This is a genomic window from Sphingomonas sp. AP4-R1 (assembly GCF_013113735.1).
Classification (GTDB): Bacteria; Pseudomonadota; Alphaproteobacteria; order Sphingomonadales; family Sphingomonadaceae; genus Sphingomonas_I.
Genome location: NZ_CP053346.1, coordinates 2,977,562 through 2,999,435, shown reverse-complemented (window position 1 = coordinate 2,999,435; position 21,874 = coordinate 2,977,562). Strand labels below are relative to the sequence as shown.

19 protein-coding genes are annotated in these 21,874 nt (G+C 65.0%); 7 read left to right on the top strand and 12 right to left on the bottom strand.

Annotation, left to right across the window (positions count from 1 at the left end):
• Nucleotides 1–61: 61 nt before the first annotated feature.
• Complete coding sequence (locus HL653_RS13895) at nt 62–1,231, bottom strand: PEPxxWA-CTERM sorting domain-containing protein (RefSeq protein WP_171745041.1); 1,170 nt, start codon at nt 1,229–1,231, stop codon at nt 62–64.
• Nucleotides 1,232–1,585: 354 nt separating this feature from the next.
• Between HL653_RS13895 and HL653_RS13890 the strand changes: the two genes are divergently transcribed.
• Nucleotides 1,586–4,846, top strand: a complete 3,261-nt coding sequence (locus HL653_RS13890) for a DUF3857 domain-containing protein (protein WP_171745040.1) — start codon at nt 1,586–1,588, stop codon at nt 4,844–4,846.
• A 78-nt stretch (nt 4,847–4,924) separates the two neighbouring features.
• Here HL653_RS13890 and HL653_RS13885 read toward each other — a convergent pair whose 3' ends face one another.
• Nucleotides 4,925–5,179 (bottom strand): DUF2171 domain-containing protein, encoded by a 255-nt coding sequence (locus HL653_RS13885; RefSeq protein WP_171745039.1) that lies wholly within the window; start codon nt 5,177–5,179, stop codon nt 4,925–4,927.
• Nucleotides 5,180–5,193: 14 nt separating this feature from the next.
• The gene (locus tag HL653_RS13880; protein WP_171745038.1) at nt 5,194–6,237 is read right to left on the bottom strand and encodes an acyltransferase; all 1,044 of its coding nucleotides are present in this window, start codon (nt 6,235–6,237) and stop codon (nt 5,194–5,196) included.
• 536 nt (nt 6,238–6,773) lie between these two features.
• Here HL653_RS13880 and HL653_RS13875 point away from each other — a divergent pair.
• The gene (locus tag HL653_RS13875; RefSeq protein ID WP_171745037.1) at nt 6,774–7,826 is read left to right on the top strand and encodes a ribonucleotide-diphosphate reductase subunit beta; all 1,053 of its coding nucleotides are present in this window, start codon (nt 6,774–6,776) and stop codon (nt 7,824–7,826) included.
• A gap of 3 nt (nt 7,827–7,829) precedes the next feature.
• Nucleotides 7,830–9,296 carry a hypothetical protein gene (locus HL653_RS13870; RefSeq protein ID WP_171745036.1) on the top strand — a complete coding sequence of 489 codons (1,467 nt, stop codon included), beginning with the start codon at nt 7,830–7,832 and terminating at the stop codon, nt 9,294–9,296.
• 214 nt (nt 9,297–9,510) lie between these two features.
• Here HL653_RS13870 and panC read toward each other — a convergent pair whose 3' ends face one another.
• Both panC and panB read right to left on the bottom strand, forming a co-directional pair.
• Nucleotides 9,511–10,356 (bottom strand): pantoate--beta-alanine ligase, encoded by an 846-nt coding sequence (panC, locus tag HL653_RS13865; protein WP_171745035.1) that lies wholly within the window; start codon nt 10,354–10,356, stop codon nt 9,511–9,513.
• Nucleotides 10,353–11,225, bottom strand: coding sequence for a 3-methyl-2-oxobutanoate hydroxymethyltransferase (panB, locus tag HL653_RS13860; RefSeq protein WP_171745034.1), 873 nt, complete (start codon nt 11,223–11,225; stop codon nt 10,353–10,355). The genes panC and panB overlap by 4 nt, the downstream gene beginning before the upstream one ends.
• Before the next feature lie 195 nt (nt 11,226–11,420).
• On the opposite strand from panB, the gene panD reads away from it, so the two are divergent.
• Nucleotides 11,421–11,807 (top strand): aspartate 1-decarboxylase, encoded by a 387-nt coding sequence (panD, locus tag HL653_RS13855; protein WP_367613561.1) that lies wholly within the window; start codon nt 11,421–11,423, stop codon nt 11,805–11,807.
• A gap of 110 nt (nt 11,808–11,917) precedes the next feature.
• The gene (gene coaA, locus HL653_RS13850) at nt 11,918–12,787 is read left to right on the top strand and encodes a type I pantothenate kinase (RefSeq protein WP_253716860.1); all 870 of its coding nucleotides are present in this window, start codon (nt 11,918–11,920) and stop codon (nt 12,785–12,787) included.
• 338 nt (nt 12,788–13,125) lie between these two features.
• Here the strand turns inward: coaA and HL653_RS13845 are convergent, their stop codons facing one another.
• The 3 genes from HL653_RS13845 to HL653_RS13835 form a co-directional block, all read right to left on the bottom strand.
• Entirely contained in the window at nt 13,126–14,415 is a 1,290-nt protein-coding gene (locus tag HL653_RS13845) for a dihydrolipoamide acetyltransferase family protein (protein ID WP_171745033.1), read from the bottom strand.
• Nucleotides 14,416–14,418: 3 nt separating this feature from the next.
• Complete coding sequence (locus HL653_RS13840) at nt 14,419–15,423, bottom strand: alpha-ketoacid dehydrogenase subunit beta (protein WP_171745032.1); 1,005 nt, start codon at nt 15,421–15,423, stop codon at nt 14,419–14,421.
• Nucleotides 15,424–15,573: 150 nt separating this feature from the next.
• The gene (locus HL653_RS13835; RefSeq protein WP_171745031.1) at nt 15,574–16,845 is read right to left on the bottom strand and encodes a thiamine pyrophosphate-dependent enzyme; all 1,272 of its coding nucleotides are present in this window, start codon (nt 16,843–16,845) and stop codon (nt 15,574–15,576) included.
• A gap of 117 nt (nt 16,846–16,962) precedes the next feature.
• On the opposite strand from HL653_RS13835, the gene HL653_RS13830 reads away from it, so the two are divergent.
• Nucleotides 16,963–17,580 carry a Pr6Pr family membrane protein gene (locus HL653_RS13830; RefSeq protein ID WP_171745030.1) on the top strand — a complete coding sequence of 206 codons (618 nt, stop codon included), beginning with the start codon at nt 16,963–16,965 and terminating at the stop codon, nt 17,578–17,580.
• Nucleotides 17,581–17,699: 119 nt separating this feature from the next.
• Here the strand turns inward: HL653_RS13830 and HL653_RS13825 are convergent, their stop codons facing one another.
• The 4 genes from HL653_RS13825 to HL653_RS13810 form a co-directional block, all read right to left on the bottom strand.
• Nucleotides 17,700–19,064, bottom strand: a complete 1,365-nt coding sequence (locus tag HL653_RS13825; RefSeq protein WP_171745029.1) for an ATP-binding protein — start codon at nt 19,062–19,064, stop codon at nt 17,700–17,702.
• Nucleotides 19,061–19,762: a response regulator gene (locus tag HL653_RS13820; protein ID WP_171745028.1), complete on the bottom strand. Its 702-nt coding sequence runs from the start codon at nt 19,760–19,762 to the stop codon at nt 19,061–19,063. Before HL653_RS13820 ends, HL653_RS13825 begins: the two co-directional genes overlap by 4 nt.
• Entirely contained in the window at nt 19,759–20,478 is a 720-nt protein-coding gene (locus tag HL653_RS13815; RefSeq protein ID WP_171746978.1) for a hypothetical protein, read from the bottom strand. Before HL653_RS13815 ends, HL653_RS13820 begins: the two co-directional genes overlap by 4 nt.
• Before the next feature lie 192 nt (nt 20,479–20,670).
• A complete protein-coding gene (locus HL653_RS13810) occupies nt 20,671–21,162 on the bottom strand; it encodes a hypothetical protein (protein ID WP_171745027.1) in 492 nt (163 codons plus the stop codon).
• A gap of 226 nt (nt 21,163–21,388) precedes the next feature.
• Here HL653_RS13810 and HL653_RS13805 point away from each other — a divergent pair, with 226 nt between their 5' ends.
• On the top strand, nt 21,389–21,796 hold the full coding sequence (locus tag HL653_RS13805; protein WP_171745026.1) for a hypothetical protein: 408 nt from the start codon (nt 21,389–21,391) through the stop codon (nt 21,794–21,796).
• The last annotated feature ends 78 nt before the right edge of the window (nt 21,797–21,874 follow it).

The window sequence follows — 21,874 nt, the reverse complement described above, 5'->3', positions numbered from 1 at the left end:
ACGCTCCCCAGCGTCAATTCGGGCTCGTCTGTATTTGGGGAGCGTGCCCTTTCCTCGCGCGTCAGCCGAACGCGACGCGTACTGCTCCCTGTCGCCGCATCGCCATCCCCACCGCGCCGAATCCCAGCAGCATCAGCGCCCAACTGGCCGGCTCCGGCACGTCCGAAAGCGGCGTCAGCAGGAAAGCGCGCCGCTCCCCGTCGATCATCCCTGCCCCCACGATCTGGCCGACATTGTTGATGTCGTAGGCGCCGGTCAGCGTCCATCCGCTGTCCGGCGCGATCAGATCGTTGAGATTCGTATAGACGCCCTGTTCCCAGAGAAATGCGACTGCCGACGGGTGAGACGCGCTGTTGCCGCCAGCGCCCACGATCTGGCCGAGATTGTTGATCCCCGCCGCGCTGCTATACCCTCCCAGAAAGCCGCCCATGTCCACCAGAGCGCCGTCATCGTAATAAAAGGCATGCGTCTCGAGGTTGCCGACGTCGGCGGCGCCCGTGATCATGCCATCGTCGTTGATCGCCGATACCGCCAGAAAATTATGGCCGGGAAACAGCCCGAGGTTGATGACTTCGCCATCCTTGAAAAGATAAGCTCCGCTGGCGGCGGTGCACCCGCATTCCGGTGGCCGAGGGACGTGCTCGACATTCACGACGTACCAGCCGCGATTGTTGATCGCACCGCGGCCATTATAGCCGGTGTAACTGGTTCCTGGCAGGACCGGTGATTTGGCCCAGGCCCCGTCGTAGGTGGCGACCTCCAGGCCGCCAAAATAGCCGACGGCGCCCACGATCACGCCCGCATCGTTGATCCCGTCCGCATAGCTTTCATTGTCGTTGGGCAGTGTGCCGAGGCCGGTCACACTGCCTCCCGACCATAACGTGCCCTGATAGCCCATGGAGCCGATGCCGACCGTGGTGCCGACCACCGCCCCGGACGCGTTGATCCCCGATACGTCCGTATGGGCGACGCGTCCCGGCCCCGGATCGCCGGGCAGCGGCAATATGGTCATCACGCCATTGGACCAGAGGAAAGCCTGCGACCCGTCGCCGGCGGTGGTTATGGTACCGGCCACCTGCCCCTTGTCGTTCAGTACCCTCGCGAGACCGAAAGCACCCAGCGCCCCCAGATCGGTGACGCTGTACTGCACGGCCTGGGCCGCGCCCGCCACACCGATCATGCCCAGCAACGCACCGACCGCCCGAAGATGTCGTCCCCATCCGTATGCCATGCCAACACACCCCATCAAAGGGCGACGACGCTACCCAACACCCACGTTCCGGGCAGTGGAGCCCCGCAGCCGCACAACGACGCCCATCGCGCCGAAGCTCTGCAATCCTGATCGTGCCGGCAAGCCGCATCGGCTCACCCCGGATCATTCCCGTCGCTGCCGGCGCCATTTTGGCGGACGCTCAATGGCCAAACGAAGCATCGTGTCGGGCCGGCGCTGGCAGGCGGCGGATCCCGAAAATCCCCTCGATTTTAACCATGAATTTGTTGCCGAACCAAGGCGAAATCCCGCCAATCGGGCTGGCGCTCGCGGCCCGGGCCGCGATAGGATCGTCGCCAGGGGGAAATCACACACATGCACAAAGCCTTCTGGCTGCTCGCCGCCTCGTTCGGCGCGCAGGCCGCTCATGCCGCCGACAAGCCCGTCATCGCGCCCGCGCCATCCTGGGTGAAGCCGCTCGCCGTCCCGCCCGCTCCCGCCAAGCCGGACGAAGCCGCCGTCCGCATCTTGCTCTCCGATCAGCAGATCTCGCTCGAGCCCGGCAAGCGCGTCACCTATTCGCATTCGGCGGTGAAGGTGCAGACACCGCAGGGCCTCGGCGTGGGCAACATCTCGCTGCCCTGGAATCCCGAGACGGACATCCTCACCGTCCACAAGCTCGTCATCCGCCGCGGTGACAAGGCGATCGACGTCCTCGCCTCGGGCCAGACCTTCACGGTCGCCCGGCGCGAACAGAATATGGAGATCGCCACGCTTGATGGCGTGCTCACCGCCAATATCCAGCCGGAAGGGCTGGAGGTGGGCGATATCCTCGAAACCGAATTCTCGGTCGAGACGAGCGATCCCGTGCTGCGCGGCCATGTCGAGCAGGCCGGCGCCTCGTGGAACATGCTGCCCGTCCAGCAGGCGCATATCGGCGTGCGCTGGCCCTCGACGATGAAGGTGGCGGTGCGCGCCACCTCGGCCCTGCCCGCGTTGAAGCCGGTGAAGCAGGGCGCGTTCACCACCGTCGATCTGGCGCTGTCGAATATCGAGCCGTTGCCCGTCCCCGCCGGCGCGCCCTTGCGCTACCGCGTCGGCCGCCTTGTCGAGATCAGCGATTTCGCCGGCTGGGCCGATGCCGCCGCGCTGGAAGCTCCGCTCTACGGGAAGGCCTCGGCCATTCCGGCCAAGGGTCCGCTTCGCGACGAACTGGAGAAGATCAAGGCCGCTTCCGCCGATCCCAAGGCGCGCGCCGAGGCCGCGCTGGCGCTCGTCCAGCAGCGCGTGCGCTATGTCGCCTTGCTGATGGGCGTGGGCGGCCTCACCCCCGCCGATGCCGAGACGACCTGGTCGCGCCGCTATGGCGACTGCAAGGCCAAGACGGCGATGCTGCTGGGCTTCCTGCACGAGCTGGGCGTGGAGGCCGATCCGGTTGCCGTCAGCACCGTCTATGGCGACGGCATGGACCAACGCCTGCCGATGGTCGCCCTGTTCAACCACGTCCTCGTCCGCGCGAAGGTGGCGGGCAAGACCTATTGGCTGGATGGCACGCGGACGGGGGATGCGAGCCTCGACCGGATCGAAACGCCGTCCTTCGGCTGGGGCCTCCCGCTCCTGCCCACCGGCGCCACGCTCGTCCGCATCATGCCGGAGCCGCTCGCCATTCCCAATGAGGTCGTCTCGATCGAGCTGGACGCGCACAAGGGCGTCTCGCTACCGGCCTCTGCCAAGGCCAGCATCATTCTACGCGGCGATGGCGCGCTCGGCGTCAGTCTCGGCCTCGCCAATCTTGCCCCCGACGCGCGCGATCGGGCTTTACGTGAATATTGGCGCGGTCGTTTCGACGTCCTCGATCCCACCAACGTCACCGCCACCTACGATCCCAAGACGGGCGAGGAGACGCTGGTGCTGGAGGGCACCGCGAAGATGGACTGGAGCAAGGGCCGGTATGAGACCGACGGCACCTCGCTCGGCTGGCGCGCCGATTTCACGCGCCAGCCCGGCCCGAACACGGACGCGCCATTCCAGGTCGCTTATCCCTATTACTCGAAGCTCACCGAGCGGGTGCTGCTTCCCAAAGGTTTCACCGGAGGAAAGACGCAGACCAAGGACGACGTGAACCAGACCGTCGCGGGCGTCGCCTATGTCCGCACCACGCGGATGGCGGACGATGTGGTGACGGTCGAAAAGTCCGAACGCAGCCTCACCCCCGAATTTCCGGCCAAGGACGCGCCCGCCGCGCAGCAGGCGCTGCGCGATCTCGCGGATCAGGCCATCTATATCTACAAGCCTCAGGGCTACCTCCCGACCGAGGCGGAGCGCGACGCGATCCTCGCCACCACGCCCACCGATGTGAACGGCTTCCTCCAGCGCGGCGCGATCCTCGCCAGTCGCGGTGACAAGGATGGTGCGGTGGCCTCGTTCGAACGCGCCGTCGCCCTCGATCCCAGAAGCGCCAACGCGCTGATGGCGCGCGCGGGGATCCGGGAGCAGCGAGGCGACAAGGCCGGTGCCGAGCAGGATCTCAAGGCCGCACAGGCGGCCGCGCCGGACGATGATCGTCCCACCGCCGCGCTGGCCGAAATAGCGCTTCAGGCAGGTAGAACGCAGGAGGCGATCACCTCTCTGACGACCGTTCTCGCGAAGAACCCCGGCAATCTCGTCGCACGCGGCGTCATGGCCCGCGCAAAGGCGGCGGCAGGCGATCAGGAGGGCGCGCTGGCTGATGCCACAACCGCGCTCGCCGCAGGCTTTCAGCCCGTCGATCTGCGCCTTCTGCGCGCCAACATCTATGCGTCGCAGGGCAAGACGGATCTGGTCGCGGCCGAAGCCGCCACACTCGAGAAGCTCCCGCGCGACGATGCCTATCCCCTCGTTGCCGCGGCGAGAATCTACGACAATATCGGCCGCAGGACGGATGCGATGCGCGCGCTGGATCAGGCGCTCGCGATCAAGCCGGAGGCCTACACCTACCTCAATCGCTCAGACATTCGCGACAGGACCGACTTTACCGGGCGCCGCGCCGATCTGGATGCATCGCTCAAGCTCAATCCGAAACTGGTCAACACCATCATCGCGAAGGGCAATCTCGAAACGGACGAGAAGCATTATGCGGAGGCCATTGCGCTTTATGGCCAGGCGGCCGCGCTCGCGCCCAAGGATTTTTCGCCGCTCACCCGGCGCGGAATAACCTATGCGGCGATGGGGGACGCCGTCCGCGCCGAGAAGGAGTTCGCGGCCGCTCGTACGCTCGCCACCCATCCGATGGCGTTGAACAATATGTGCTGGGAAAAAGCGACCGCCGGTGTGGCGCTGGACTCCGCCCTCGCCGATTGCGATGCGGCGCTCGCCAAACTGCCGACGTCTGGCCAGATCCTCGACAGCCGCGCCTTCGTTCTGCTCCGTCTCGGCCGGATCGACGAGGCCATTGCGGACTATGACAAGGCGATCGCCCAGACGCCCGGACGCGCCGCTTCGTTATATGGACGTGGCGTCGCCTGGGCACGGAAGGGCGACAAGGCGAAGTCGGATGCGGACATCGCCGCCGCCCTGAAATCCAGCCCGAAAGTGCGTGAAGAGTTCGCCAGCTACGGCGTCACCCCCGCCACTGCGGCCACCGTCGCCGCGAAATGAGAAAGGGGGCGGAGCCACCCGGCTCCGCCCCCTCCAACACGCCGGGCATCGACGCACCAGGCGCCGCACCCGATCCGTTTACGCCTCTTCCTCGAACGTCACGGCCACGTCGCCGTTGGCGGACAGGCGCACCGTGTCGCCCTCCACCTCGGCCACGAGGCCCAGCGAGATAAAATGGTGATGGCCCTCATGCGTACCGCCCTCGAAGCCGGCGCCGCTGTCCTTCTTGGTCAGCTTGATTCGCTCGCCGTCGAGATGGTCGACCGTGCCGACATGCACGCCATCGGCACCGATGACCTCCATATGCTCCTTGATCTGGCTCTTCTCGAACATCGCCTGCATCTCCTCTAGCTCTGCAGGGCCACAACGCGCGGACGGGCGGAACGGCCCCGCTTTTTCTGCTTGAGCCAGCCCCGGATCGGCGCATCCACGAAGCGCTCCACGCCCCACGCCGCCGCCACGGCGAACAGCCCTGCCACCAGCCACGCAAACGGCGTCTCCACCAGCCCCAGCGCCTGCGCGCCGAGCAGGATCGGCATGTGGATCGCGTAGAGCGGATAGGAGATGCCACCCAGCCACGCCGCCACGCTCCCCGGCCGCTCGCGCCCCACCAGCGAGCAGACGAGGCTCGCCGGAAAGCACAGGAACAGGGCCGCCAGCGTCACCGCCTTGTCGGGCACGAACGCCGGCGCGAGCAGAGGCGCCAGCACCAGCCCCATCGGAACATGGGGCGCGACGAACGCGGGCAGCTCGATCCGCGGCAGCCGCCCGGCCGCGTGCAGCCGCCACAGCAGCACGCCCGCCAGATAGGCGCCGAAGATCCGCACCAGCGCGATCCATTCCTCGCCGGGCCGGAAACCCATATTGTAATCGGCATGCGTCAGCGCGATCCCCATCGCGGCCAGCCCCAGCACGCCCACTGCGATCGCGATCGTCCGATCGCGCGCGAAGGCGATCACGCCGCCATGCGCCACGTTGGCGATCCCCTCGTAGAAGAGCGACCAGAGCGGCGCGTTGAGCGGGAAGATCACCCAGCAGGCCATGGCCGGGATCAGCAGGAATTGCAGCGCGATCCACGCGGGGCGCACATCCGGATTGGGTGCCAGCGCGAAGGCAATCGTCGCCAGCGCGGCGCCGAGGAAGATCATCGGATAGAGCCGCTTGGCGCGCATCCCCAGGAAATCGCGAAACGCCATCGCGTCACGCCCCCCCTCGCCGCGCAGCCGCCCCTCATAGCTCATCGCCACGACGAAGCCCGACAGCATCAGGAAATAGTCGACCGCCAGATGGCCGTGCTTGGCGATCACCATGCCGGACGTGTTGCCGACATGATGCGCCACCACCACCAATGCCGCGAGCCCACGCCCGGCGTCCAGCAGCGGGAAGTGCATGGCCGGCGCCTTCTCACGTGTCTTCGCACCCACGCCGCCGGCCCGCGCGTCTTCGCCTGAGGAGCGCCCTCCGCGCCCCGGATTTCCAGCAAACGTCGCCATATCCGGCCAACGCTGCACCTGCGAAGCCGTTGCCCCACAAGCCCCGCGAAAGGCTCGCTTTGTCGCGCCTATCCTCTCCGCCTCTCCTCCCGTTTGGTTCGAGCTTGTCGAGAACCCCTTCTCTGACCGCGGTTCTCGACAGGCTCGAACCCAACGGAAGAGCGTCGCACCACGCGCCCCACCCAAGCGTCATCCCGGTGCAGGCCGGGATTGCCCGAGGCGGGCGCGGCGCTCCTCCGATCGAGATCCCGGCCTGCGCCGGGATGACGGAACGGCCATCCCTCCCAAGCCCGATTCACCCGAAAATCCCCTGTGGAAAAGCGCCCCGTCAAGTCTAGACATTGTGGCGGATCGGCGTAGCCTCACCCATATATCGACCGGTTCCCGTTTCGTTCCGGCGACCATTCACCTCACGAGTCGCAAGGGTTTCTGTCATGCCGCTTCTTCAGGCCAGCCGCGTTTACAAGCCCTTCGAATATCCGTGGGCCTATGAGTTCTGGAAGCGCCAGCAGCAGCTGCACTGGCTGCCCGAAGAGGTGCCGCTGGGCGAGGATTGCCGCGACTGGGCACAGAAGCTCACCGATCATGAGCGCAACCTGCTGACGCAGATCTTCCGCTTCTTCACGCAGGCGGACGTCGAGGTGCAGGATTGCTACCACGAGAAATATGGCCGCGTCTTCAAGCCCACCGAGGTGAAGATGATGCTGACCGCCTTCTCCAACATGGAGACGGTCCATATCGCGGCCTACAGCCACCTGCTCGATACGATCGGCATGCCCGAGACCGAGTATAGCGCCTTCCTCCAGTATAAGGAGATGAAGGACAAGCATGACTATCTGAGCACGTTCGGCGTCGATACGGACGAAGACATCGCCAAGACGCTCGCCATGTTCGGTGGCTTCACCGAGGGGCTGCAGCTCTTCGCCAGCTTCGCGATGCTGATGAACTTCCCGCGCTTCAACAAGATGAAGGGCATGGGCCAGATCGTCACCTGGTCCGTGCGGGACGAGACACTCCATTGCGAGGGCATCGTCCGCCTGTTCCACGCCTTCTGCAAGGAGCGGAACTGCATGACGCCGTCCGTGCGCGACGACATTCTGGACATGTGCCAGAAGACGGTCCGCATCGAGGATGCGTTCATCGATCTCGTGTTCGAGATGGGCCCGGTCAACGGCATGACGCCCAAGGACATCAAGAAATATGTCCGCTTCATCGCCGACTGGCGCCTGGGCCAGCTGGGCCTGAAGCCGATCTACATGATCGAGGAGCATCCCCTCCCCTGGCTCGCCCCGCTGCTGAACGGCGTGGAGCATGCGAACTTCTTCGAAACGCGCGCGACCGAATATTCGAAGGGCGCCACCAAGGGCCAGTGGAACGACGTGTGGGACGCGTTCGACCGTCGCAAGGCCGCAAAGGTCGATGCGCCCGTGGCGAACGAGGATGCGGGTGACGGCGGCCTGTTCGGCCCGGGCGTGGCGGCGGAGTAAGAGATGTCTTTATCGAAGAACGGCTTTACAGACCGCGAAATTGAGAACCTCTTCGGCGCAGAAGATGCCGAAGGGGAACGCAAGGAGCGTTTTAAAGAGTACTTCGTCGCAAACAAATCTTACGAAAAACTCACCGAAGATTTACCAATAAGAATACTTGTTGGACATAAAGGGGTTGGAAAGAGCGCACTGCTGCGACGAGCATATCTCGACGATGAAGAGAGCGGACGACTTGCTGTATTCATCCAACCGGGAGATATCGAAGAAATCGCGCATGAAATAAAGAGTCAAGACTTCAATAGATTGATTGAAGGCTGGAAAAGGGGCATTGTTCGAGTCATCGCAAAAAAAGCAGCAGAACGACTTGGAGCGTCTTCTATAGAGAAGACTATGTCTGGCTGGGCAGCCAACCTTACAAAAGGCCTTTCAGCTACGATCTTTGATTTTTTATCGCTTATAAAACCAGAAATAGCCGGTCAAGTAGAGAAGTCACTTTTCGATCGCTTCTCAAAGACAATGAATATTTTTGTATATATAGACGATATTGACCGAGGGTGGAAAGCGTCAAATTCTGACATTAACAGCATTTCAGCACTTCTTAATGCAATTCGGGACCTTGGAAACGCAGATGAGAATATGCGCTGCAGAATCGCATTGCGCACAGATGTTTATTACCTCGTAAGAACATCCGACGAATCGACTGACAAAATAGAACGAAATATAATCCAACTTACTTGGACCAATCACGAAATCCTCTGCCTCGCCGCCTATAGAATTTCTCGATCATTTGGAAAACTGGACACATATCAGCAAATAAAATCGATGTCGCAGTCCTCCATATCACGAGATATATTGTCTCTTGTTATTGAAGAAAAATTCACTGGAGAAGGTCACTGGTCAAAGGCCCCTATACACCGGGTATTGCTGTCACTTTGCAGAGCAAGGCCGCGAGATTTAATTAAAATGTTTCACGGCGCAGCGAAAGCTGCCTACCTTCGGGGACACAAAATCATAACCACTCACGACCTCGAGTCATCTTTCCCTCGATATTCCGAGGAACGACTCCAAGACTTAGTGAACGAGTTTAAATCCGAATTACCACAAATTCAAAATGTCCTATTGCAATTCAGACCAGCAAAACGCCAACGACGGACCTCTGATAGCTTCCTTTTCTCAAGAGATCAGATTATTGTAAAAATAAAAAATATCAAACAACACGTCTCAGCCAGCTTCACTAGCGGAAAACCATCGTCCGATATTGAGCTTCTTACTTTTTTGTACAAGATTGATTTTTTGCAAGCTAGGGCTGAAGAAGAAGATGGGTCTATCGTTCGAAGGAATTTCGATCAAAGTCGATTTTTGATAAACCCTACAATCGATTTTGGCTTCGACATGGAGGTCCATCCTGCCTATCGATGGGCACTTCAGCCCACCGATATCCAAGGTGTAATTGATTCTTGGATTAACTAATTGCTCGCAGGGGATGTCAAAAATCCCTCTGTCCTACAGCTCCCGACATGCCTTACTTGGCGCGCGGAGCTGACGTCATGACCAAGTCATCAATCCCGCTGCTTTCGACAACGGCCAGCCTGTCCCGGCGCCTTTCGCCCGAAGCCGCGCCGCGTGCCCGGTTTCAGCTTCGCCGAAATCGCAGCGCGCCAATCGGCGCGTTCACAATGCGCATTTAGCGCGCGGCGCGCGGCGCCAGCACCAGATTGTCGATCAATCGTGTCGTGCCGTAGCGCACCGCCAGCGACATCACCGCGCCCGCATCGGGCACCGCGTCCAGTTCCTCCAGCGTGTCGCCATCCGCGATGCTGATATAATCGACCACGCCGCCGGTCGTCGCGATCTCGGTGGCGATCAGGCTACGGAGCGTCGCCGTGCGCGCCTCGCCCCCGGCCCATGCCGCCTCGGCCGCCGCAAGCCCGCGATACAGCGCCACCGCCTCCGCACGGTCCCCGGCCGAAAGATAGACGTTGCGGCTGGACAGAGCGAGCCCGTCCGCCTCGCGCAAGGTCGCGCCGATCCTGATCTCCACCGGCAGGTCCAGATCGCGCACCATCTGCAGGATCACGCGCGTCTGCTGCACGTCCTTCTGGCCGAACCACGCCACATCGGGCGCCACGATATTGAAAAGCTTGTTCACCACCGTTGCCACGCCGGAAAAATGGCCGGGCCGCACCGCGCCTTCCAGCCGGTTGGCGATCGCACCCACCTCGATCCGCGTGTCGAAACCATGGGGATAGACGATGTCCACCGTGGGCAGGAACAACATCTCCACTCCCGCCGCCTCCAGCCGGGCGATGTCCGCCTCGATCGGGCGCGGATAGCGAGACAGATCCTCGTTCGGGCCGAACTGGGTGGGATTCACGAAGATGCTCGCCGCCACCGCGTCGCAGCCGTCGCGCGCCGCCGCCATCAGGCTCATATGCCCGTCGTGCAGCGCCCCCATCGTCGGCACGAAGCCGAGCCGGCCGAGCGTCGCGCGCGCCGCGCGCACCTCCGCCACGGTGCGGGCGATCTTCATGCGCGGTCGTCCACGAGCGCGCTCGCGCTCGCCTGCCCGTCCACCAGCGCCGCCGCTTCCGCGATCACGCTCGCGTCGATCGAGGCGCCATTGGCCTCGGTCGGGAAGGCGCCGCTCACCACGTCGCCCGCATATCCGGCCAGCGCCGTCTCGATCGCCTTGCCGATCTCGCCATAGCGGCCCGCATGGCGGAACGGCGGATGATCGTGGAGGCCCAGCACGTCATGCCACACCTGCACCTGCCCATCGCAGCCCGGCCCCGCGCCGATGCCGATCGTGGGGATGGTCAGCCGCTTCGAGACTTCGGCCGCGAGTTCGATCGGCACCAGTTCCAGCACGATCGCGAACGCGCCCGCGCGCTCCAGCGCCAGCGCGTCGCGGATCAGTTCCGCCGCCGGTGCCGCCGTCTTGGCCTGCACCCGCACGCCGATCTGGTTGGCCGCCTGCGGGGTGAAACCCAGATGGCCCATCACCGGCACGCCCAGCGACACCAGATGCTCCACGACGCCCAGCACGGGCGCCCCGCCCTCCAGCTTGACCGCGTGGCAGCGCCCTTCCTGCATCAGCCGCCGCGCGGACAGCACGGCCTGATCTGCGCTCGCATAGGTGAGGAACGGCAGGTCCGCGACGATCAGCGACTCCGGCGCGCCGCGCGCCACGGCGGCGCTGTGGTGGATCATGTCGTCCAGCGTCACCGGGATGGTCGATCCGTGGCCCAGCATCACCTGCCCGAGCGAATCGCCCACCAGCAGGAAGCGCAGCCCCGCCCGCTCCGCGATCAGCGCGGAGGCGTGATCGTAACAGGTGAGCATCGCGATCCGCTCGCCCTTGGCCTTCATCCGGGCGATCCCGGCGACGGTCAGCCGCATCTTAACTGGCTCCTGCTCCAGCCGTCCGCTCGCCCTGAAGAGAGGCTGAGCCTGTCCTCACGATGAGAGGGGGACTTCAAGTTCATGGTTCGGGCGGCGGCTCTAGCCCGCGAGGTGCCCCCTCGCAAATGCGACATCTTCGCGAACGCGGATTCACGCACTATATGCGGCCTGAGCCGGTTGAGCGGCGGGAGGATGTCTATCGTGCGTTGGGTGATGCGCTCCAAGATCCACAATGCCACCGTTACGGAGGCGAATCTGGCCTATGTCGGATCGATCACGATCGACAGCGATCTGCTGGACGCGGTCGGCCTGTGGGCGGGCGAGAAGGTGCTGGTCGTCTCGAACACCAGCGGCTCGCGCCTCGAAACCTATGTGATCGCGGGCGAACGCGGTTCGGGCGAGATCTGCATGAATGGCGCCGCCGCGCATCTGATCGGCGAGGGCGAGGAGGTCATCATCATGGGCTTCGAGCTGACGGCCGAGCCGATCACGCCGCATGTGATCCTCGTCGACAAGGCCAATCGCCTGATTCGCCATCTGGTGGAGCATCCCAAGCGGGAAGTGGCGTCATTCCTGTAGAAGGAACCGCCCGGCGGCCGAGTTGGTCGTCGTTCGCGCCCGACGCCCCGATCGGCACGTCCAGCCATACGCGCTTCGATCGGGCCGCCTGGGCGCGGCTGCGCTCGGCCGTGCCGCTCACGCTGGACGAAGGCGATCTGGCGCGTCTGCGCGGCGCGAACGAGCCCATCTCGCTGGCCGAGGTGGAGCAGGTCTATCTGCCGCTCACGCGCCTGATCAATCTGCACGTCGGCGCCTCGCGCGGCCTTTCCCGCGTCACCGACGATTTTCTCGGCCGCCCCGCCAGCCGCCGGCCCTATATCGTCGCGATCGCGGGCTCCGTCGCGGTCGGCAAGAGCACGATGGCGCGCGTGTTGCGCGCTCTGCTCTCGCGCTGGCCGGATCATCCCTCCGTCGATCTCGTGACGACGGACGGCTTCCTCTATCCCACGCGGACGTTGGAAGAGCGTGGGCTTATGTCGCGGAAGGGCTTTCCCGAAAGCTATGACGTGCGCCGGATGATCGATTTCCTCGCCGACGTGCGCTCCACCGGACGCGGCGAGACTCCGGTCTATTCGCACCATGCCTATGATATCGTGCCGGGACAGGTGCAGACGGTCGATCAGCCGGATATCCTGATCTTCGAGGGGCTCAACGTCCTCCAGATCGGCACCGGCCACGACGCTTATTATCCCTATACGGCCAGCGATTTCTTCGATCTTTCGATCTATATTGATGCCGATCCGGACGATATCGAGCGCTGGTATGAGGAGCGCTTCCTGCTGCTCCAGCGCACGGCCTTCCAGGATCCCAAATCCTATTTCCATCACTTCGCGCATCTCACGCGCGAGCAGGCCTTGGTCGCGGCACGGGATATCTGGGCGAGCGTGAACGCGATCAACCTGTGCGAGAATATCCTACCCTCGCGCAGCCGCGCCGACGTCGTGATCCGCAAGGGCGCACGGCACGCGGTGAAGGAATTGTGGCTGCGGCGGCTTTGATACTGGTTCAGCGTTGCTGAGCCAGAGGCCGCACCAGCCCGCTCCCCCACCCGGCCTCCCATATGATACTGCCGTTGGGAGGCCGGGTGGGGGAGCGGGCTGGTGCGGCACTCCGCGTTAGCGGATCACACAAAAAAAGGACCGTCTCGGGCTCTTTCCAATATTGGGGATTTGAGTCATTCTCTCTGTGCCGATTCGCACGAAGTCGGGAGAGGATGCCATGCATATTATCCCACCGGAAACGTTCGTGAATTTCGATTCCGCCTGCCTAGTTTCCTGGTGCACAGGCACCTGCGGATTTCTCGGACTGACGCTGCTGCTGCTCGTCCTGATCTGACTCAGTCGACGAACAGCAGAGCCGGGGTCTCGATCAGCCGCCGGACGGCCTGCACGAAGCTGGCCGCATCCCATCCGTCGACCACGCGATGGTCGCACGACAGGGACAGATTCATCAGCTTCGCCGCCACCACCTGACCATCACGGAACACCGGCCGCTCCACGATCCGGTTCGGCCCGATGATCGCAACCTCCGGCCGGTTGATGACCGGCGTGGTGGCGATCCCGCCGAGCGGCCCCAGCGAGGTGATCGTGAGCGTCGATCCCGAAAGCTCCTCGCTCTTCGCCTTCCCGCTGCGCGCCGCCTCCGCCAGCCGCACGATCTCGCCCGCCAGCTGCCAGATGTTGAGGCTGTGCGCGTCGCGGAGCACGGGCACCATCAGCCCCGCATCGGTCTGCGTCGCGATACCGAGATGGACCGCGCCGTGCCGCGTCACGATCCCCGCCGCATCGTCATAGCGAGCGTTGATCATCGGGAAATCGGGCAGCGCCTTGCAGATCGCCACGATCAGCAGCGGCAGCAGGGTCAGCCGGGGCTTGTCCCCACGCGTTTCGTTCAGGTCCGCCCGGAGCGCCTCCAGCTTCGTGACGTCCAGTTCCTCGACATAGGAGAAATGCGGGATGGCGCGCTTGGCGGCCGCCATATTCTCCGCGATCCGGCGGCGCAGCCCGACCACCTTGATCGCCTCATCCGGCCGGGCCGCGCCCCCCGCCGGGCGATAGGCGCCGTGATAGCCAAGATAGGCATCCAGATCGGAATGACGGACGCGGCCGCCCTGCGCCTGGATCTGTGAAAGATCGATACCCAGATCCTTGGCCCGCGCTCGGACAGCGGGAGACGCCAGGACGCGGCGCTCCGCCTGATCTCCACGCCCGTCTGGTTCGAGCTTGTCGAGAACACCGTCTTGGTCAGGAGTTCTCGACGGGCGCGTCTCGACTTCACTCGACGCTGCTCGAACCGAACGGATCGCATCCTGCTCGATCGGTTCGCTCAAGGCCACGGCGCTCGCCTCCGCTGGCGCCTCCACCACCGTCGCCTCGCCCGCAATCTCCTCCCCCTCGAACACCGCCAGCATCGCCCCGATCGCGATCTGGTCGCCGACCGCGCCGGCCACCTCCACCACGACGCCCGAAACCGGCGCGGTCATCTCCACCGTCGCCTTGTCGGTCATCATGTCGCAGAGCGGATCATCCTCCTCGATCCGGTCGCCCACCTTCACATGCCAGGCGACGATCTCCGCCTCGGCGATACCCTCGCCGATATCCGGCAACCGGAATGTCGTGCGCGCCATTTTTCAGCTCTCCATCACGCGCTTCAGCGCCTGCGTCAGCCGCACCGGGCCGGGGAAATAGGCCCATTCCAGGCTGTGGGGATACGGCGTATCCCAACCCGTCACGCGCTCGACAGGCGCCTCCAGCGCATAGAAACAGCGCTCCTGCACGAGGGCGGCCAGCTCGGCTCCGAAGCCGCCGGTGCGCGTCGCCTCGTGCAGCACGATACAGCGCCCGGTCTTGCGGACCGACTCCTCGATCGTCGCGATATCCAGCGGCACCAGCGTGCGAAGATCGATGATCTCTACGTCGGCGCCCGTCTCCTCGGCCACGCCGAGCGCGACGTGCACCATCGTGCCGTAGCAGAGCAGAGTGACGGCCTCACCCTCGCGCACCACCTTCGCCTGCCCCAGCGGGATGCGATAATAATCCTCCGGCACCGCGCTCTGCGGATGCTTGGACCAGGGCGTGACGGGCCGATCATAATGGCCGTCGAACGGGCCATTGTAGATGCGCTTGGGCTCGAAGAAGATCACGGGATCATTGTCCTCGATCGCCGCGATCAGTAGCCCCTTGGCGTCATAGGGATTGGACGGGATCACCGTCTTCAGCCCCGCCACATGCGTGAAGATCCCCTCGGGGCTCTGGCTGTGGGTCTGCCCGCCGAAGATGCCGCCGCCGAACGGCGTCCGCACCGTGATCGGCGCGGTATATTCCCCCGCCGATCGATAGCGCAGCCGCGCCGCCTCGGAGACGAGCTGGTCCAGCGCCGGATAGATATAATCGGCGAACTGGATCTCGGGCACGGGCCGCAGGCCATAGGTGGCCATCCCCACCGCCACGCCGATGATCCCGCATTCGCTGATCGGCGTATCGAACACGCGCGCCTTGCCGTGACGCGCCTGCAGGCCCTCGGTCGCCTTGAAGACGCCGCCGAAATAGCCGACATCCTCGCCCAGCACGACGATATCGGGATCGCGACCCATCACGATATCCAGAGCGGAATTGATCGCCTGGATCATGTTCATGGTGCGGGTTTGAGATATGGCCTCACTCATCTCCGTCGCCCCCCACTCCGTTCGTGCTGAGCGAAGTCGAAGCACGGGAGGCAAAAGGCACCGCCCGAAGCCCGTCCTTCGACAGGCTCAGGACGCACGGGGACATCAGAGGGCTCGCCTTCATATCCCCGCCGCCTTGCGCTCGGCCTGCATCTGCTCGGATTGCTCCTTCAGGTGCCAGGGCTGCTCTTCGAACACATCCTCGAACATCGTCGTGAAAGGCTGGCTCAATCCGTCGTGGAGCGTGCCCAGCGCCTCGGCCTTGCGCCCCTCGTCGCGCACATGTTCGGCCACCTCGCGATCCATCGCCGCGTGGCGTTCCTCGTCCCATTCGCTCAAGCCGATCAGATGCTGCTTCAGCCGCGCGACCGGATCGCCCAATGGCCAGGCCGCGCGCTCGTCGGCGGAGCGATATTTGCTGGGATCGTCCGAGGTGGAATGGCCCTCGGCACGATAGGTGAAATGCTCGATGATCGTCGGCCCGAAATTGCCCCGTGCCCGCTCGGCCGCCCACAAGGTCGCGGCGTAAACGGCGAGGATGTCGTTCCCGTCCACCCGGAGCCCGGCGATGCCGTACCCGATCGCGCGCGCCGCGAAGGTCGTCGCCTCCGCCCCCGCGAAGCCGGAAAAGGACGAGATCGCCCACTGATTGTTGATGATGTTGAGGATGACGGGCGCGCGATAGACGCTGGCGAAGGTGCAGGCCGAATGGAAGTCGCCCTCGGCGGTCGATCCCTCGCCCACCCAGCTCGCCGCGATCCGGCTGTCGCCCTTGGCCGCACTCGCCATCGCGAAGCCCACCGCCTGCGGATATTGCGTCGCCAGATTGCCGCTGATCGAGAAGAAGCCGGCCTCGCGCGCCGAATACATGATCGGCATCTGCCGGCCCTTCAGCCGATCGCCGCTGTTCGAATAGATCTGGCACATCATGTCGCCGATCGGCCAGCCCCGCGCGATCAGCAGCCCCTGCTGGCGATAGGAGGGGAAGCACATATCCTCCTGGTCCAGCGCGTGCGCCGCGCCCACCGAGGTCGCCTCCTCGCCGGTGCATTTCATGTAGAAGCTGGTCTTGCCCTGCCGCTGGGCGCGATACATGCGATCGTCGAACGCGCGGGTGAGCGCCATATGGCGCAGCATCGCGCGCAGCCGATCGGGATCGAGACGCGGATCCCAAGGCCCTTTGGCCCGCCCCTCATCGTCCAGCACGCGGATCAGTGCATATGGCAGGTCGCGTATGTCGGCGGCGGCGACGGCGGTATCCGGCCGGGCGACGGCGCCCGCCGCCCCGCGATCGAACTGGGCGAAATCCACAGCGTCACCCGGCCGGAAGCGAGGCTCCGGCACGTGCAGCGACAGCGGCGGCAGATTGCGCGGTGGACGCGGCTCGGCCATCTCATTCATCCTCTCCCCAACGCATCCGGGCTATCGCCCGTTGCCTGGGTTATTATGTTTCACGCTGACGTAACAAAAGAATAGCAGATCCACAAGCTTCTGGGAGGACCCAAGCGGATGAGTGAACGGCGCTGGCGTCTCTGGGCTGCGGCCATCGCGACCTGCGGGTGGAGCGGGCTGATCCTGCAGGTGGTGCTGGCGGCGCTTCGCGTCCACGGCCTCGCCCCCGCGCTCTGGCGCCTCTCCATCTTCTTCACGATCCTGTCGAACCTGACGACGGCGATCGTCTTCACCGGCATCGCGCTGGGATCGGTGAAGCTGCGCCATCCCCTCGTCCTCGCCGGGCTGGCCATGACGATGGCGCTGGTCGGCGCGGTGTTCGAACTGATGCTGCGCCGGATCGTCCACCCGACGGGCTGGCGGCTCGTCACCAATGCGCTGCTGCACGATGCGGTGCCGCTGCTGACGGTGGCGGCGTGGCTGTTCCTCGCCGAAAAGGGCAAGCTGCGGGCGCGCGATCCCTGGCTGATCGCGATCTTCCCGATCGTCTATCTGGGCTATGCATTGATCCGGGGGGCGACGGGCGGCTTCTATCCCTATCCCTTCATCGATCCGGGCCGGATCGGCTGGGCGGGCGTGTCCGCCTATGTCGTCACGATCTCGGCGGTATTCCTCCTCTTCGGCCACCTGATGGTGCTGCTCGACCGGCGACTGGGCAGGGCATCAGAGAAATAACCACTCCTGAAGCCCGGTTGTGCCGAGCCTGTCGAAGCACCGTCCTTCTTGGTTATCGACAGCATCAAGAAAGAACGGCACTTCGACACGCTCAATGCGAACGGAACAGGTTCCCGGCCTCAAGCCACCAGGGGCAGCCGCAGCAGCGCCTCCAGCCCGCCGCCTTTGCGATTGGCCAGCGCCAGCGTGCCGCCATGATTTTCCGCGATCGTGCGCGCGATCGTGAGGCCCAGGCCGATCCCGCCCGTATCGCGATTGCGCGAGGGATCGCCGCGCACGAACGGCTGGAAGGCGCGCTGCAGCAGCCCCTCCTCCATGCCCGGTCCCTCGTCCGCGACCGAGACGAGCGCCATGCCCTGATCGGGCCGCACCGACACGGTGACACGCTCGCCATAGGCGATGCCGTTGTCGATCAGATTCTGGAACAGCCGCTCCAGCGCGATCGGATCGCCCAGCACGGTGGCCCGCACCGTCTCACCGGCCTTCACCGGACGGCCGAGATCGGCCTCCTGGTCGGTCAGCGCGCTCGCCAGCGCCGCAAGATCCACCGGCACGCGCGCACCGCTCGTATCCAGATTGCGGACGAACCCGATCGTGGCGGCCAGCATCGCGCGCATCTGCTCGACATCGGCCAGCACCTTCTCACGCGTCGGCTCCGGCGCGCCCTCGATGCGGAAGGCGATGCGCGCGAGCGGCGTGCGGAGATCGTGCGCGATCGCGCCGATCATCGCGGTCCGCTCGCCCACATAATCCGCCATACGGCTCTGCATCCGGTTGAGCGCATGCGCCGTCACGCGCAGCTCGGCCGGCCCTTCCTCCTCCGCCACGGGCGGCGCGGTGGGATCGGTGCCGAGCCGATTGGCGGCATCGGCCAGACTGGAGATCGGCCGGGTCAGGGCCCGCGCGAACACCCAGGCGAGCGGAAGCAGCAGGATCGAGCTCAACGCGAACCACAACGCCATCCGCCGCTGCCACGGCGCGATCAGCGGCGGCAGCTTGGTTTCGGCCACCGTCCAGCCGTCGCCCGATTTCACGCCGACCACGATCGGCGCGAAGAACAAGGGCTCGCCATCCTTGATGAAGACGGACCGGCGACCGCGTCGCTCGCCCAGCGCCGCGCGTGCCGGCCGATCCGGCTCATACCACAGCCGCACGCTCGCATCGCTGACATGCAGCCGCTCCGCCAGCGCGCGGACGAGCGCGGGATCGGACACCATGTCGGGGCGCGGGCTCGGCGCCGCCGCCTCGCGGTGGACATGCAATTCGCGCTCGCGATCGCCGCGATCGTCATGGTCGCGCCGCTCGCGCGCCGGGGCATTGCCTGTCAGCGCCGCGACGATATCGCCCATCCGGTTGAAATCGGGGCGCGGCGGCGGCGAGATGATCAGCACCAGCACCCCCGCCGCCTGCGCGACGGCGACCGACATGAACAACAGGATCAGGGTCTGCCAGAAGAGCGGCAGCCCCCGCAGGCGACGGATCATCCCTCGACCTTCTGCATGAACATATAGCCTTCGTTCCGCACGGTGCGGATCGGATCCTCCGGCGCCAATTTCTTGCGCAGCCGGCTGATCGTCACGTCGATCGCGCGATCGAACACGTCGCTGGACAGGCCCTTGGCATGTTCGATCAGCTGATCGCGCGTCAGCACGCGCTGCGGCCGATCGAGAAAGGCGGTGAGCGTACGGAATTCGGCGTCGGTCAACTGCACGGGCGCGATGCCGGTGCGCGAGATGCGCCGCTGGACGATATCCAGCGCCCATACGCCGAAGCGCCGCACCTTGGCGCCGCTGCCCGAGGCCGGCAGCTCGGCCCGCCTGCGCAGCAGCGCCCGCACCCGCGCCAGCAGCTCGCGCGGATTGCAAGGCTTGGCCAGATAATCGTCCGCGCCCACCTCGAGCCCGACGATCCGGTCCGTATCCTCGCCCATCGCGGAAAGCATGATGATGCCGGGGCCGCCGCCGCCCCGCATCCGCCGCAGCACCGACAGGCCATCCTCGCCGGGCATCATCAGATCCAGCACGATCAGGTCATAGGTTTCCTTGGCCAGCGCCTCGTCCATCTCGACGGCGTTGGCCGCGGCGGTCACCTCATAGCCACTCGCCGCGAGGAAATCGGCGATCAGGGTGCGAAGCTCGGCATCGTCATCCACGACGAGAAGGCGTGCGGTCGGATCGTTCATTTGGGCTGCCCCTCCCCGCGGGCATGGTCATCCTGGTCGTCGGGGGCGTCGCGATGGTCCCCGTTCTTGGGTTTCTTGGGCGTCGGGCGAGGCCGGCAGAGCCCCTCGATCGCGATCTGGATCGGCGTGCGCGGCATCGCGGCAAGAGTCAGCCTGTCCTGCCCCTTGGCCAGCGCGTCGAAGCGGCGCGAGGCCGCCTGCCGGAATTCGTCCGCATCGATCACGCGATTGAAATCGCTATCGGCCGAGACGACCGGCTCCGGCACGTTGAGCCAGGCATAGCGCCCCGCCCCGATCGCGCCGCCATAGCCGCGCTGCGCGCGCCCGCGCGACGGCACCTCCACATAATCGCGCGAGCGGCTGTAGAGCGCGATTTCGGGGGCGACATCGCGCTCGTAGGCGATCACCTCCTCGGGCGTGATCCTGCCGTCACGATCCAGATCGATCGTCTTGAAGAAGCGCTCGGCATCCCGGACGAACTCGCCGCGCGAGACGCTCCCGTCATGATCGCCGTCCGCGCCCGCGAACCAGATCACCGCCGGATAGGCCTGCCCCGCGACACCCCGGAACGGCTCCCCCATCGGAGAGAGGAAGACGGGCTTCGTCCCCGGCGGCGCGCAATAGGGCGCGTCGTCGGGAATCTTCGGCCCCTTCGCCGCCCAGGCGGGGGCCGCCGAAAGCGCGAGCAGGAGGAGGATGCGGCGGGCGAAAATCATGGATGCCACGCTTACTAGCCGCCGGCTCTTCCACAAGATTGCAAAGGTGAAATGGAAAAGCCTCGCCAGACGCATGCCGGACACGTGGCGCGGCGGCGGCACCTCCGCGCCGTCGTGGTCGCCCGCGGAGCCGGGCAGGCGTTCAGGGCGCCCGGGTCATGCCGATCGCCGTCGGCGGGGCTGCGTCGCGCCTCACTTCTTGCGCTTGAAGACCTCGATATATGATTTCGACGTGCCATCGGCGGCCGCGCGCGCGACGACGCCGTGGCGGACCCATTCATCACCGGCCGCGTCGTAGCGCCAGAATTCGCCGACCACGAGATCGCCGTTGCGATACTTCTCGATCATGAATTCGTCGGGGCCGGTCTTCATCAGCGCCATATGATCGAAATAGCCGCCGTCGAAGGCAGTGCGCTTGCCGTCTGTCACGCCGGACCAGGTGGCGAGATGGGGGTGATCCTTGTCGGTGGAGTTGACGCCGCGATAGCTGACCGTGTCGCCATCGACCGTCATCGTGATCGCGAGATGGAAGGTCGCGGGGAGCTGGCCGTTGCTCCAGTAAGCGTGGACCTCCTCGAAATCGCCGCTCGATCGGGCGGGCGCGGCCAGGGCCGGGGCCGCGAGTGCACTGGCGAAGATGGCGGAAATCAGGGCGAGGCCGGTCGACATCGTCATGCGCTTCACGTCACGGACTCCTGAAAGGATGCGCGAGGGCCGGTCGGCGCCTCGCGATGGGCGGGAATAAGGCGGTGGGTCAGCCTGTCTTGCCTATCGGAGTGTAATCGGGGGCCTTCGCGCTGCAACGGCGAAGGCGGCGGTGCGTTGAAAAAGCGCGAATCCGTCATGGCGGTCGCGTTCAGGCCGCCTTTGTGGCAGTTGGCGGCGTCCTTCGATCATGAGGCCTTCTTTCATGCGCTCTCTTTTCCTGTCTTTCATGCGCTCTCTTTTCCTGTTCCCGGTGGCTCTTTCCTTCGCCGCGACGCTCGCCGCGCCCGCTTTCGCGCAGGATGCCGCCTCCGACGTGCGCTGCATGATGGTGGCCAACGCCTTCGCGACGACCGAAAAGGATGAGCCCAAGAAGCGCTTCGCGATCGAATCCGCACAATATTATTTCGGGCGCGTCGACGCCCGGCTTACGCCCGCGCAGCTCAAGGCGCAGGTGATGACGATCGCCAAGACGCTGACCCCGCCGATGATGGCGCCGGCGATGAACGCCTGCGTGCAGCGCGTGCAGCAGCGCCGCGCCATGATGCAGCAGATCGGCAAGGAAATGACGGCCGCCGCAGCCAAGCCGGCACCGGGCGCCGTGAAAAAGTAAGGGTTGGAGGGGAGGAAACGCGCTTCCTCCCCGATCCCGTTCGTGCTGAGCGAAGTCGAAGCACGTGCCCCAAGCGGG